General features: G+C 70.5%; 10 protein-coding genes. 6 read left to right on the top strand and 4 right to left on the bottom strand.

Features of this window, described 5'->3' with window-relative positions:
* Window positions 1-16 precede the first annotated feature (16 nt).
* Window positions 17-778 carry a crotonase/enoyl-CoA hydratase family protein gene (locus LTV02_RS23435; RefSeq protein ID WP_233033838.1) on the bottom strand — a complete coding sequence of 254 codons (762 nt, stop codon included), beginning with the start codon at window positions 776-778 and terminating at the stop codon, window positions 17-19.
* 119 nt (window positions 779-897) lie between these two features.
* On the opposite strand from LTV02_RS23435, the gene LTV02_RS23430 reads away from it, so the two are divergent.
* Entirely contained in the window at window positions 898-1626 is a 729-nt protein-coding gene (locus LTV02_RS23430) for a TetR/AcrR family transcriptional regulator (RefSeq protein ID WP_233033837.1), read from the top strand.
* 8 nt (window positions 1627-1634) lie between these two features.
* Complete coding sequence (locus tag LTV02_RS23425) at window positions 1635-3257, top strand: acyl-CoA dehydrogenase family protein (protein WP_233033836.1); 1623 nt, start codon at window positions 1635-1637, stop codon at window positions 3255-3257.
* Window positions 3258-3265: 8 nt separating this feature from the next.
* Here the strand turns inward: LTV02_RS23425 and LTV02_RS23420 are convergent, their stop codons facing one another.
* The gene (locus LTV02_RS23420) at window positions 3266-3457 is read right to left on the bottom strand and encodes a helix-hairpin-helix domain-containing protein (RefSeq protein WP_233033835.1); all 192 of its coding nucleotides are present in this window, start codon (window positions 3455-3457) and stop codon (window positions 3266-3268) included.
* A gap of 109 nt (window positions 3458-3566) precedes the next feature.
* Here LTV02_RS23420 and LTV02_RS23415 point away from each other — a divergent pair, with 109 nt between their 5' ends.
* The 4 genes from LTV02_RS23415 to LTV02_RS23400 all read left to right on the top strand — a co-directional run bounded on the left by LTV02_RS23415 (window position 3567) and on the right by LTV02_RS23400 (window position 7802).
* Window positions 3567-4652, top strand: coding sequence for a CaiB/BaiF CoA transferase family protein (locus tag LTV02_RS23415; protein ID WP_233033834.1), 1086 nt, complete (start codon window positions 3567-3569; stop codon window positions 4650-4652).
* A 61-nt stretch (window positions 4653-4713) separates the two neighbouring features.
* Entirely contained in the window at window positions 4714-6096 is a 1383-nt protein-coding gene (locus tag LTV02_RS23410) for a DUF1731 domain-containing protein (RefSeq protein ID WP_233033833.1), read from the top strand.
* A 68-nt stretch (window positions 6097-6164) separates the two neighbouring features.
* Window positions 6165-6515, top strand: coding sequence for a DoxX family protein (locus LTV02_RS23405; RefSeq protein ID WP_233033832.1), 351 nt, complete (start codon window positions 6165-6167; stop codon window positions 6513-6515).
* Between the two features lie 90 nt (window positions 6516-6605).
* The gene (locus tag LTV02_RS23400) at window positions 6606-7802 is read left to right on the top strand and encodes an NAD(P)/FAD-dependent oxidoreductase (protein WP_233033831.1); all 1197 of its coding nucleotides are present in this window, start codon (window positions 6606-6608) and stop codon (window positions 7800-7802) included.
* Window positions 7803-7818: 16 nt separating this feature from the next.
* Here LTV02_RS23400 and LTV02_RS23395 read toward each other — a convergent pair whose 3' ends face one another.
* Both LTV02_RS23395 and LTV02_RS23390 read right to left on the bottom strand, forming a co-directional pair.
* Window positions 7819-10506 carry a helix-turn-helix transcriptional regulator gene (locus LTV02_RS23395; RefSeq protein ID WP_233033829.1) on the bottom strand — a complete coding sequence of 896 codons (2688 nt, stop codon included), beginning with the start codon at window positions 10504-10506 and terminating at the stop codon, window positions 7819-7821.
* Between the two features lie 3 nt (window positions 10507-10509).
* Complete coding sequence (locus tag LTV02_RS23390; RefSeq protein ID WP_233033827.1) at window positions 10510-13434, bottom strand: helix-turn-helix transcriptional regulator; 2925 nt, start codon at window positions 13432-13434, stop codon at window positions 10510-10512.
* Between the last annotated feature and the right edge of the window lie 384 nt (window positions 13435-13818).

Raw genomic sequence — 13818 nt, 5'->3', positions numbered from 1 at the left:
CGCGGCGTCGGGCCGGTCAGGCGGAAGCGCCGTGACGGCCCGCGCCGGAGGCGAAGCGCGCCGCGCCGTCGAGTGCTCCGTCGGAGAGTGCTTTCAGGCCGTGCTGGAACTCGTTGGCGATGGCGGCGGGTTCCTCCAGGCCGTCCTGTTCCAGCACCGACATGCGGTCCGAGCGCAGGCAGGTCTGGGGGAGGGCGGCCAGTTCGGCGGCGAGTTGTTCGGCGGCGGTACGGGATTCGCCCGGCGGGACGACCCGGGTGACCAGGCCGATCTGGAGGGCTTCGGGTGCGGTGACGGCGCGGCCGGTGAGGATCAGATCCATGGCGCGGCCGGTGCCGATGATGCGGGGCAGGCGGACGGTGCCGCCGTCGATGAGCGGTACGCCCCAGCGGCGGCAGAAGACGCCGAAGGTGCTGTCCTGCTCGGCGATTCGCAGATCGCACCACAGGGCGAGTTCGAGACCGCCCGCCACCGCGTAGCCGGAGACGGCGGCGATGACCGGCTTGGACAGCTGCATGCGGGTGGGGCCCATGGGGCCGTCGCCGTCCGTGGTGACCGCGTTCGAGCGTTCGGTGCCGAGGGCCTTGAGGTCGGCGCCGGCGCAGAAGGTGCCGCCCTCGCCCCAGAGGACGGCGACCGCGGCCGTGGGGTCGGCGTCGAACTCGCGGAAGGCGTCGGCGAGGGCCGCGGCGGTGGGGCCGTCCACGGCATTGCGAGCCTGGGGGCGGTGCAGGATGACGGTGTAGACGGGGCCTTTGCGTTCCACTCGTACGCTCACCGGCTCAACATACGCCGTAAATTGAATCTGGGGGAGCGTCGCGCAGCGACCCGGTTGAGGGTGGTGGTGGGCGACGGGAGGGCTGGCGTCAAGAAATGAATCTATGGTTCACTTCTTTCGTGGCCTACCGGAGAACACCCGCCGTGCAGGCCCGCCTCGACGCCCAGGCGGGGTCGATCGTGCGGGCCGCCATGACCGTGCTCTCCCGCGACGGCTACGCCGGGCTCTCGGTCGCTGCGGTCGCCGCCGAGGCCGGCGTCGCCACCGGGACCGTCTACAAGAGCTTCCGCGGCAAGGCCGAACTGGTCACCGCCGTCTTCCGCGAGGTCGTCACCCGCGAAGTCGCGGCGGTCGCCGTAGCGGGCGGCGGCACCGTCCCCGACGAGAGCCAGGCCGTCCCCGGCGAGAGTCAGGATGGGACGCGGACACTCGGCGGCCCCGCCTCCGACGAATCGTGGGTGAGCGTCCCGGCGGCGGAACGCGGTGTCGTCGAACGGGTTACGGCCGCGGTCGAGACCTTCGCGGGACGCGCGCTGAAGAACCCCAAGCTCGCCTATGTGCTGCTGGCCGAACCCGTGGACGCGGCGGTGGACACCGAGCGCCTGCGCTTCCGGCGCGCGTTCGCCGAGATCTACGAGCACGCCATCGCCGAGGGCGTGGCGAAAGGTCAACTGCCGCCGCAGAATCCGCGCACCAGTGCCACCGCGCTGGTCGGCGCCATCGGTGAGGTGCTGGTCGGGCCGCTGGCCGAACAACTACAGAGCGAGTCGGTGGTCCCCGAACTCGTCGCTTTCGCGCTGCGCGCACTCGGCGTGCCCGGCGATGCCGCCGGGTCGCCTCGGAAATAGGAGTCCCCATGCACACCCATGATGTGTTCAACCAGGTGCCGGACATCGTCCCGTTCGACAATTCCCGCAATCCCGCCCTGATCGAGGGCCTGCACCGGGAAGGCGCGGGCTGGGCCGAGCAGGAGGTCCGGGATCTCGGCGTGCTGGCGGGCGGCGCCATGGCGCGGGAGTGGGGCCTGCTGGCCAACGAGTACCCGCCGGTGCTGCACACCCACGACCGCTTCGGTAATCGTGTCGACGAGGTCGAATTCCACCCCTACTGGCACGAATTGATGCATGTGGCGGTGGCGCAGGGCCTGCACGGTTCCCCGTGGGCCGACGACCGCCCGGGCGCGCACACCGCCCGCGCCGCCAAGTTCTACACCTGGGGCGTGGTGGATGCCGGGCACATGTGCCCGATCTCCATGACCTACGCGGTGATTCCCGCGCTGCGCCACAATCCGGCGCTGTCGGCCAAGTACGAGCCGCTGCTCACCTCCCGCGAATACGATTTCGGCCTGCGCGAACCGTCCACCAAGTCGGGCCTGATCGCGGGCATGTCCATGACCGAGAAGCAGGGTGGCTCCGACGTCCGCGCCAACACCACCACCGCCACCCCGCAGCCCGACGGCACGTACCGGATCGTCGGCCACAAGTGGTTCACCTCGGCCCCGATGTCGGACATGTTCCTCACCCTGGCGCAGGCGCCCGGCGGCCTGTCCTGTTTCCTGCTGCCCCGGGTACTCCCGGACGGCAGCCGCAATCCCCTTCGCCTGCAACGGCTCAAGGACAAGCTCGGCAACAAGTCCAACGCCTCCTCCGAGATCGAATACGAGAACGCCACCGGCTGGCTGGTCGGCGCGGAGGGCACGGGCGTCAAGACCATCATCGAGATGGTGAACATGACGCGCCTGGACTGCGTGATCGGTTCCGCCACCGGTATGCGCGCCGGTGTGGTGCACGCGCTGCATCACGCCCGGCATCGAGAGGTGTTCGGCAAGAAGCTGATCGACCAGCCCGCCATGCGCAATGTGCTGGCCGACCTGGTCATCGAATCCGATGCCGCCACCACCGTCATGATGCGGCTGGCCGGCGCCACCGACCGCGCCTCCACCGATCCGGCGGAGGCCGCGCTGCGCCGGATCGCGCTGGCGGTCACCAAGTACTGGGTGTGCAAGCGTGCCCCCGCGCACGCCGCGGAAGCCCTGGAATGCCTGGGCGGCAACGGTTATGTCGAGGAGTCCGGCATGCCGCGCCTCTACCGCGAGGCCCCGCTCATGTCGATCTGGGAAGGCTCGGGCAATGTGGCGGCGCTGGATGCCTTGCGCGCTATGGGCCGTCAGCCCGAGACGGTGGAAGCCTTCTTCAACGAGGTGAACCTGGCCCGCGGCGGCAACCGCTACCTGGACGAGGCCATCGACCGAATCGGCAAGGAGCTCACCGATTTCGCCGATATCGAATACCGGGCCCGCCGCGTGATCGAACTGATGGCGCTGGTGCTCCAGGGCGCGCAGCTGGTCCGCCACGGCCACGCCGCCGTCGCGGATGCCTTCTGCGGCAGCCGTTTCGGCGGTGACTGGGGCATCGCCTTCGGCACCCTGCCGGTCGGCGTCGACACCGAGGCGATCCTGCAGCGCGCCTACGTCTCCTGAACGAACGGTCAGCCCAGGGCGAACCCCTGGGCTGACAGCTCCTCCCGCAGGATGCGGATCGCCTTGGGTCCGACGCCGTGCAATTCGAGCAGCGCGGCTTCGGGTACCCCGGCCAACTGTTCCAGCCAGGTGTAGCCGGCGCCGGTGAGGGCGCGCGTGGCGGGCGCGCCGATACCCCGGGGCAATGCGGTTTCGCTCATGCAGTGAGCCTAGATCCGCGCCTGGAAACCGGGCGATCTGCCGGTGGCGGCAATTTCTGCAACGTGTTCTACTTCTGGGATATCCGCAGAATTCTCAGGGGGTTGCCGCATGAGCGCGACGAAGGGACCGCTGGACGGGGTCCGGGTCATCGAATTGGCGAGCATCGGGCCGGGGCCGCACGCGGGCATGATGCTCGGTGATCTGGGCGCGGACGTGGTGCGGGTGCAGCGGCCGGGCGACCGGTCCGGGCACGGGCCGATGCGGGCGCAGATGCGTGGCCGCCGGGTGGTGGAGGCCGATTTCAAGAATCCCGCCGATATCGAGACGGTGCTGACCCTGATCGAGAAGGCCGATGTGCTGATCGAGGGCTTCCGGCCGGGCGTGGCCGAACGGCTCGGCTTGGGACCGGAAGTGGCGCAGGCTCGTAACCCTCGCCTGGTGTACGGCCGCATGACCGGGTGGGGCCAGGACGGCCCGCGTGCGCAGCAGGCCGGGCACGACATCAACTACATCGGCCTCACCGGCGCGCTGCACGGCATCGGCCGCAAGGGTGAGCGCCCGGTGCCGCCGATCAATCTGCTCGGCGACTACGGCGGCGGCTCGGTCTTCCTCGTGCTCGGCATCGTCACCGCGTTGTACGAGCGGGAGCGTTCCGGCCAGGGCCAGGTGGTCGATGCCGCCATGGTCGACGGCGTCCTCACCATCGCCCACTCCATCTGGTCCCTCAATCAAGGCGGTTACTGGTCCGACGACCGCGGCACCAACCTCCTCGATACCGGCATGGCCTGGTACGACACGTATCAGACGTCCGACGGAAAGTACTTGGCCGTAGGCGCTTTCGAGCCCCAGTTCTACGCCGAACTGCTGCGCCTGCTCGAACTGGACCCGGAATCCCTTCCGCACCAAATGGATCCGGCCGGCCAGGAAGTCCTGCGCAAGACCTTCACCGAGAAGTTCCGGTCCAGAACCCAAGCCGAATGGGCGGAAATCTTCGACGGCCAGGACGCCTGCGTCACCCCCATCCGCAGCTTCGCCGACGCGGCCCAGGACGATCACCTGCTCGCCCGCGGCTCGCTGATCGAACTCGACGGCATCCGCCAGCCCGCCCCGGCCCCGCGCTTCTCCCGCACCGTCCCGCCCCTCCCGGCACCGGCGCCGACCGGGATCACCCCGATCGGCGAGGTCTGGACCTAGCACCGCGCTGAGACCAAGCCCACGCTTCCTGGTGTGCGGCGGAGCGGATTAGCGTCGGGGTATGCCTCGTACAACGACGTACACCCAGTTCATCGCATTGCCGCCGGAGCGCTTGTGGGCGGTGCTGGGGGATCCGCGGCGCTGGCCGGAATGGAATCCGGGTGTGGCCGCGGTCGATCTGCGCAGTGAGCCCGCGGTCGACGCGCGGGGGGATTATGTGCCGGGCGGGCGGGTCGCGGGGGCAGTGCACAGGAGGTTCGCGAAGCCGTTCGTGATCACGAACTTCGTGCCCGGACGGGAGCTCGGGGTCGAGCAGCCGGAGCCGGCGGGGACCATGCGATTGCGGTGGGTGCTGACGCCTCGGGACGGCGGAACCGAGCTGGTGCAGGAGCTCACCTTCGCGGGACCTTCGGCGGCGGTATTCCGGAAGGTGGCGGGAGTCAACTTCCAGACCGATGTGCACACCGCGTTCACGCGCTTGGCGCAATTGGCCGGGCTGGAACCGGGGACGGATGCGCTGACAGTGGTCATCGCCGGAGGCAGTGGGGCTTTGGGACGGATTCTGGCGGCCGATCTGGCGTGCCGGGGCCATCGGGTGCGGATTCTCACCCGGCGCAAGGACGACGCGCTGCCGTACGAGCAGTTCGTGTGGGACGGGCAGACCGTCGGGGAATGGGTTGGGGCGCTGCGGAACCCGGGGCCGACGGCGCTGATCAATCTGGCGGGCAAGCTGGTGGACTGCCGGCCCACCGAGCGGAATATCGCCGAACTGCGGAACAGCCGGGTGGACTCGACGCGGGCGCTGGTCGAGGCCTCGCACACTTTGGATCGGCCCCTGGACTATTGGATTCAGGCCAGCACCACCGCTATCTGGTCCGACGCGGGGGAGACGCGGTGCACCGAGACCACGCCACTGCCGGTCCCGGGGTTGCCGCAGATGACAGGGGTGGCCTCGCCCTGGGAGAAGGCTTTCGAAGGCGCCGACACCTCGCATCACACGATCCTGCGGACCTCGATCGTGCTGGACCCGGACGCGCCCGCGTTGAAAAGGCTTGCGGCGCTGACCAAGGCGGGACTGGGCGGCAGCGTCGGGAACGGGCGGCAGTGGTTCTGCTGGATTCACCTCGACGATTGGCTGGCCATCGTGCGGGCCGCGCTGGGATTGGATCCGCGGGTGAGTCTGCCGGACGGGGTGGTGGTGGCGGCCACCGATTTCCCGGTGCGGAACCGGGAATTGATGGCCACGCTGCGGCGGCGGTTGCGGCGGCCGTGGTCGCCGCCGACACCGGCCCCGGCGCTCACCATCGGCGCGGTGTTCTTGCGCACGGATCCGGCGCTCGGGCTCACGGGGCGGTACGCGACCTCGGAAGTCTTGCGGAAGGCGGGATTCCGGTTCCGGTATCCGACGCTGGACGAGGCGCTCGCGAACCTGCTGCCGCGCTGAATCTCCATAACCGCCGGTTATGAGCACAGGTATTGGCGCGATGGATCGGCCCTCGCGAGGCTGAGGGCATGTCCATTCTCTACATCGTGGTCGCGGTGATCACCATCGGCGCCAATGCCTTCGAGTCGGTGGCGAACTTCGCGCGCGCGAAGTTCGTCGTCGAGAACATGACCGAGGTCCGGGTGCCGGGATCCCTGCTGCCGGTGCTCGCCACGGCCAAGGCCGCGGGCGCGCTCGGACTGGCGGCGGGGCTGCTCGGGATGCGGGAGGTGGGGATCGCGGCGGCGGCCGGGCTCACCGTGTTCTATGTGCTGGCCGTCGCCACGCACGTGAAGGAGCGGGTGTTCTGGAACATCGGATTCCCGATCGGGTTCCTGATACTGGCGGCCGGGACGCTGGCGCTCGCGATCACGCATTAGGTCATCTGCCCGATACCGCTGGAAAGCCGCTCGAAATACCGTCTTGAACCGTAGTACGACATGTGCTGCCGATTCACCGACGGAGGGATCATGAGCCTCGAGCTTCACGTGGTCGTGCTGGGCGCCGGATACTCCGGATTGGCCTGCGCGACCCGGCTGGCCCGCCGCTTGCGCGCCTACGACAAGGTGGCCATCACGGTCGTCGGGCCCTCGCCGCGCTTCACCGAACGGCTGCGCCTGCACGCACAGGCCGCGGGGCACGCGAGCGCCGACCTGCCCATCGAGGAGCTGCTGGACGGCACCGGCATCGAATTCGTGTGCGGGACGGCCACGAATATCGACACCGAGACCCGGCGGGTGACGGTCGAAACCCTCGGACAGGTGCGCGGCATCGAATACGACACCCTGGTGTACGCGATCGGCAGCGTCACCGACACCGCGATCGTCCCGGGCGCGGATCAGCACGCGTACACGCTGAACTCCCCGCAGGAGGCGGCGCGGGTGGCGCGGAAGCTGGCGGAACTACCCGACGGCAGCCAGGTCACCGTGTGCGGCGGCGGGCTCACCGGCATCGAGGCCGCCACCGAATTCGCGGAAGCCTATCCGGCGCTGCGGGTTTCACTGGTCAGTTCGGGGGAGCCGGGCGCCATGATGGGTCCGCGGGCGCGGGCGCACATGCATCGGGCCTTCGGCCGGCTCCGGGTGACGGTGCGCAGCGGTCGCGTCACCAAAGTGCTGCCGGATGCCGTCGAGATCGGCGGAACCGGTTTACTGCCTTCGGATCTCACGCTCTGGACCACCGGCGTGCGAGTCGCGGCTCTGGCCGCCGAAGCCGGAATCGGCACGGACGCGGCGGGTGTCGTCACCGTCGATCCCACCCTGCGGTCGATCACCCACCCGGACATCTACGCCGTCGGCGACGCGGCCGCGATTCGCCAGCCCTGGGGCGCGGTGCACGGCACCTGCCAGAGCGGCATTCCCGCCGGTGCGCACGCCGCCGATTCCATCGCCCGGGAACTGCACGGCGGCGTCCCGAAACCGTTCCGGTTCGGCTACTTCCATCAGCCCGTCAGCCTCGGCCGTCACGACGCGGTCATCCAATTCACCCACCACGACGACTCCCCGGGCCGGTTCGTCCTGACCGGCAAGTGGGCCGTCCGCTACAAGGAATGGGTCAGCTCCACCCCGCCGGTGACCTTCGTGAAGATGAAGGGCCTGTTCGGACTGCTGCGCCCCACCGGCATGTCCAAAGGTGGCCGGGCAACCCGCAAACCGTATCGCGACTGACGAAACCGACTCTTGCTCAATCCAAGTCGAGCCGGGCCAGCTCGACCCGGTTCGACACACCCAGTTTGCGGAAGACACGCGAAAGGTGATGCCCGACCGTTTTGGGACTGATGAACAGGCGAGCGCCGATCTCCTTGTTGGTCGCGCCCGCCGCCGCGATCCTCGCCACCTGAAGTTCCTGCGGGCTCAGCGCATCCGTCCGCACGCCCGCCTCCGGCACCGCGGATTCGCCGACCGCGCGGAGCTCGGTGCGGGCCTGCTCGGCCCACGGGCGCGCGCCGAGTCGTTCGAAAGCTTCGAAGGCTTCCCGTAACTCGGTGCGGGCCTCGGCATATCGGCGTTGCTTGCGGAGCAGTTCGCCGTAGAGCAGGCCGGTGCGGGCCCGGTCGAACCAGCGGTGCTGGCGGGCGTGCAGTTCGAGGGCGCGGCCGAAATCCGCGGCGTCACCGGAGATTACGCCGCGGGCGCGCAGCAGCAGCGCCTCCGCCCACGGTTCGTCCAGCGCCGTCGCCCACTTCTCCAACCGTTCGAAGGCGGTTTTGGCGCGCTCCGGCTGGTTGCTGCGGATGGCCGCCTCCACGCGGTCGGCGTGGGCCACCAGCCATTGGGCGTGGCCGCGCATCGGCCCGCGATCCAGTTCCTCCAGCCGGTCCAGCGCGGAACCGTAACGGGCGTAACCCATGTCGAGGAGTGCGAGCGCCCATTCGCAGCGCGAGTCGTGCAAGGCATTGCCCTCGGGCGACTCGGCGCCGCGCACGTTCGCGATCAGGTCGTGGCAGGGCTGTTCCGCGCCGCGCACGGCCGCCACCAGCGCCAGAATGGAATCCGCCATGGCGACCCGCCCGGGCTGATCGATATCGAGGGCCAGGCGTCGCCCCTCGGTGGCGAGCGCCTCCGCCTCGCGCAGGCAGCCGGCCAGGAATTCGACTACGGCCAGCGACAATACGACAGCCGACAGCCAGGCCAGGCGGCCGTGCGTGCGGTAGTCGTCGGCGATCTCGGTGAGAATGGCGCGGCCGTCGTCCACCGCGCCCACCAGCAGCGCTTGCAGGCCGAGGGAGAAACGCAGGCTCGGATTGCACTCGGCGCGCAGGGCCGGCGCGGTGAAATTGCCGCGCAGCAGGGCGATCCCACGGGACGGGTCGGGCTCGTCGAGGCCCAGGGTGCCGTCCACGGCGGCGATCATGACATCGCGATCGGCGCCGGGCGGCAGCGCGCGCAGCATGTCCAGGGTGGTGCGCAGGCCGTCCGGATCGCCCAGGGTCCAGGCGGCGCGGCTGGCGTCGAGCAGCAGCACGGCCGCGAATGCCGGTTCCCGCTCCGCGATCCGGGCCGCGCCGTCGGTGAACAGGTGATAGGCATTGCGCAGGGCATCGACGTCGAATTCGATATTGCCCAGCATTTTCGCGATCCGCGACCAGCGCTCCGGTTCCCGGGTGTACGGTTCCGCCGCCGCGGCCAGGCGGCGCACGCGTTGGAAACGGCCCGCGTCCCACGCTGTTTCGATGGCGCAGACCAGTCTGCGGCCGCGTTCGGCCGGATCGGGGGTCAATTGCGCGGCGCGTTCCCAGGCGCTCGCGGCCGCCGCGTAACCGGTGCGATCGCGAGCCCGGCGGGCGGCGGATTCCAGTGCGGCGGCGACCTTCTCGTCCTGGGTCGAGGTCGCGAAGGCGAGATGCCAGGCCTGCCGGTCCGGATCGCCGTCCAAGGCCGCCGCCAGTGCGGCGTGCACCGCCATCCGGTCGGGCTCGGCCGCCATGCGATAGGCCGCGGTGCGCACCAGCGGATGCCGGAACAGCACCGACTGGCCGGTCACCGTGATCATGCCGGTGCGTTCGGCGTCGGCGAGCGGCTCCGCGCCGGAACCCAGGGTCGCCAGCACGCGCAGCACCAAACCCAGCGACCCGGATTCGTCGGTCGCCGCGACCAGCAAGGCCAGCCGGGTCGGTTCCGGCAGGTGTGCGATGTGCTCCTGGAACCCCGATTGCAGCCGTTCGGACAGCTCCGGCGGACCCACCGGCGGCGCGTCCAGATTCATCCCCGGCAGCTCCAGCACGGCCAGCGGATTACCGCCGGATTCGGCCAGCACCCGCTCCCGGATCTCGAAGGGCAGGTTGGGAATCCGCTCGGCCAGCAGGGACCGCGTCTGCTCGGCGTCGAGCCGGCGCGGCACCAGCACCTCCAAACCCGGCGCCGTGAAGTCGGGCCGCCCCGCGAAAACCATCACCACGCCCTCGGCTCCCAGCCGGCGCGCCGTGAACAACAGCGCGTCCAGTGAGGCGCGGTCGACCCATTGCGCATCGTCGATCAGGCACAGCACCGGCCCCCGCGCCGACAATTCGGCCAGCAGCGACAGCGTCGCCAGCCCTACCAGAAATCGTTCCGGATCTTCCGCCGCATCCAGCCCGAAAGCCGCGGACAGCGCGCTGACCTGCGGCTGCGGCAGTCCCGGCAGCAGCTCCAGCGCCGGTTCCAGCAAGCGTCGCAATCCCGAATACGGCAGCGGCGCCGCCGATTCCATCCCCACGCACCGCAGCACCCGCCACGCCGGATCCGCCACCTCCGCGGCCAGCTCCAGCAGCACCGACTTGCCCGCCCCGGGCTCGCCGATCACCGCGACCGCACCGCTGCGCCCCGCCATCCCCGCGGCCAACAGTCGTGCGATCCGTTCCTCTTCCCGATCCCGCCCGTAAAGCCGCACCACGGACTACTCCTCCTCGATCGGCACCAGCCGCGCGAGCTCCACCCGGCTCCGCACCCCCAATTTCGGGAATGCCCGATACAGGTGATGCCCCACCGTCTTAGGACTGATCGACAACCGCGTCCCGATCTCGTTATTGGTAGCGCCCCGCGCCGCCAGCCGCACCACCTGCATCTCCTGCGGCGTCAACACGTCCAGCACACCGCTTGTTCCGCGTGTGGCAATGGTCGCTTCCGTGTGCTTCGCCGGCTTTCCGGGTGTATGCGGACGCGCCGCAGGCGGGGAAATCAGCCACCCGGACGGTGATATCCCGGCGGAGTTCGACCCCGCGCCAGCGGTATTCGCGCGGGGCGGGAAGCCGGCGACGCCGCGAGAGCCGTGCACGGCAAACAGGGAACCCGCCGCACCGCGGAGAGGGTGTGTGGTGGATGGGGCACTTGCCGCGCACAGTTCGGCGTACGCGCGGTCGGCCCAGGGGCGGGCGCGCAGGCGTTCGAAGGTGGCCGAGGCGGAGCTCAGATGGGCGCGGGCGGTGAGGAGGCGGCGATTGCGGCGGAGCCATTCGCCGTAGAGCAGTTCGGTGCGGGCGTGATCGAACCGGCGTTCGTCGGTGGCGTGCAGGGCGAGGGCCTGTTCGAAGCGGGCGGGGTCGCCGTCGAGCAGGGCCTGGCAGCGCAGGCGCAGGGCGCGGATCCAGGTGGTGCCGGTGGCGTCGGCGAACGCGGCGAGGGCGGCATACGGTGCGGCGGCGCGGTCCGGGGTGCGGTGGCGCACAGCGGCTTCCACACGGTCGGCGAGCAGGTGCGGCCATTGGCCGAGGGGGCGCAGGGGACCGGTGCCGAGCGCTTCGCCGCGATGCACGGCGGCCTCGAAATTGCCCTGGGCGAGATCCAGGAGCAGCAGCGCCCATTCGCAGTGCGCGGCGTCGATGGTGTTGCGGCCGCGTTCGGCCCGCCGCGCCTGGCGTTCGGTCAATTCCCGGCAGCGGTCCGCGTCGCCGCGAATGGCATTGAGCACGGCCAGGATCGATTCGGCGTGCAGCACCCGGTTCGGGAGTTCGCCGCCGTCGTTGAACCGGCCGACGTCCAGGCAGGACGCTTCCGCGGTCTGCGCGGCGAGCAGGCAGGACGCCTCCGCCGCGGCGAAATGGCCGAGGAGCAATTGCGTGGTGGCCAGCGAGGCGTGCACGGCGGGGGTGCGGCAGATCATGCCGCGCGCGGTGTAGGCCCCGGCGACCCCGAGCAGCAGATCATGGGCGTCGCCGGTATCGCCGGTGAGCGCGGCCAGCAGGGCCAGCAGGAAACGCAGCGCCGGATCGGGCAGCTCCCGGCAGGCCGCCACCGCCGCCCGGATGGCCGCCGCGCCCGCCGCGAATTGCCCGGTGAACAACAGATTCGGGCCTTCGACGGCAGCCAGTAGCGGTTCCCACGCCGCATCCAGCCGGAGCTCGCGCATGCGTCGCACCGCCACCTGCGCGGCGGGCAGATCGCCGGTGGTCCAGGCCGCGCGAGCGGCATCCATCAACGCCACCGCCGCCTGTTCGGGATGGGTGGCGGCGAGCTCGTCGGCCGCGCCCAGCGACAGTTCGTAGGCGGCGGCGATGGACCCGTATTCGAAAGCCATGCGGGCGCGCAGGTTTCGCATATTGGCGCGGTCGACGACATCCAGGGCGGTCGAATCGATGCGATCGGCCTGCGCCAGCGCCTGTTCCGGGCGGCCCGCGTCGGCGAGCGCCTCGACCGCGCGAATCCGCCGGGCGCCGCGCCGGACTCGATCCGGGCTGAGATTCGCGGCCCGCTCGAAAGCGGAGGCCGCGGCGGCATAGGCGGCGCGATCGTAGGCCCGGTCCGCGGCGGATTCCAGCGTGGCGGCGACGGTTTCGTCCGGTGCGGCAGTGGCGAAGGCGAGATGCCAGGCCTGCCGGTCCGGGTCGCCGGCCAGCGCTTCGGCCAGTGCGGCGTGGACGGCCAGGCGCTGGGTGAACGGGGCCAGCTGGTAGGCCGCCGCCCGTTTCAGCGGATGCCGGAAGGACACGGTGTCCCCGGAAACCGAGAGCATGCAGGTGTGCTCGGCCGCCGTGAGCGCCTCGTCGCCGAGCCCGAGCCGCCGCAGCGCGCCCCGCACCACCCGCGCGTCCCCGGTCTCCTCGGCCGCCGCCACCAGCAGCGCCAGCCGGGCCGTTTCCGATTGCGCGGCAATCTGATCCTGATAGCCGAGCCGGAGCCGATCCGGCAGCGGCAGTGGGCCGATCGGATGGGCGTCGAGGTCCATGCGCGGCAATTCCAGCACCGCCAGCGGATTTCCGGCCGCCTCGGCCAGCACCCGGTCGCGCCGCTCCGGCAGCAGCGCGGGAAAACGATCCCGCAGCAGCGCCCGCGACTGCTCGGCATCCAACGGCGACAGGCGCATCCGCTGCGTCACCCGCGGGGCGTACGGCGGCCGGGCCGCGAAGATCAGCAGGGCCCGATCGCCGCCCAGCCGGTGCGCCGCGAACAGCAGCGCGTCCGCCGAAGGCCGATCCAGCCATTGGGCGTCGTCGATCAGGCACAGCAGCGGACCGTCCGCCGCCAGCTCCGCCAGCAATGCCACCGTCGCCCGCCCCACCATGAATCGGTCGATGGGCGTCACGGCGCTCAACCCCAGCGCCCCGCGCAACGTGTCGCGATGCACCGCCGGCAGCTGCTCTACCCGACCCAGCATGGGGTACAGCAGCAATTGCAGCCCGGCGAACGGCAATTCGGATTCGCTCTCGATCCCGGCGCAGCGCAGCACCCGCCAAGAGCCGTCCACCAGCTCCGCGGCGCGCCCCAACAGCGCGGATTTCCCTTCGCCCGGATCGCCCAGCACCGCCAGCGCCCCACCCCGGCCGTCCGCGGCCGCCGCGATCAGCGCACCGATCCGCCCCAGCTCCGCCGCCCGGCCGTAAAGCATGGTGCTCAAACTGTTTCGGCCGTCTCCCGGTAGCACTCCGTCTGTTGCCTGGTCCCTCACTTTAGGTCATTCGCCCGATACCACCCGCCACGTTTCAACCCGCAGCATCGTCATATGGGTACGAGCGCCGCCGGGGCGCTTCCCCTCATGAACAGAAGCCGCCGATGATTCACGCCGCATCGAATGGATATGCCTACCGTGGCCGCCCGCTGCGGGAGCCGCGGCGGCTTCCCTGAACTGAGTGCTGGTCGGCCGGTTCGGCCCATCGCGGTTCCCAACCGCCGCGACGCCGGACCGGCGGGCACCCCCGCAGCGCTCGGGCGGGGTCTCGGAGGCACATCCCTCCGGGACCCCGCGCTTCCCTTCGTTTGCCCCCGATCCGGC

This window comes from Nocardia yamanashiensis, assembly GCF_021183565.1.
GTDB lineage: Bacteria > Actinomycetota > Actinomycetes > Mycobacteriales > Mycobacteriaceae > Nocardia > Nocardia yamanashiensis.
The sequence above is the reverse complement of the archived record's forward strand: the minus strand, read 5'-3'. Positions and strand labels throughout refer to the sequence as shown.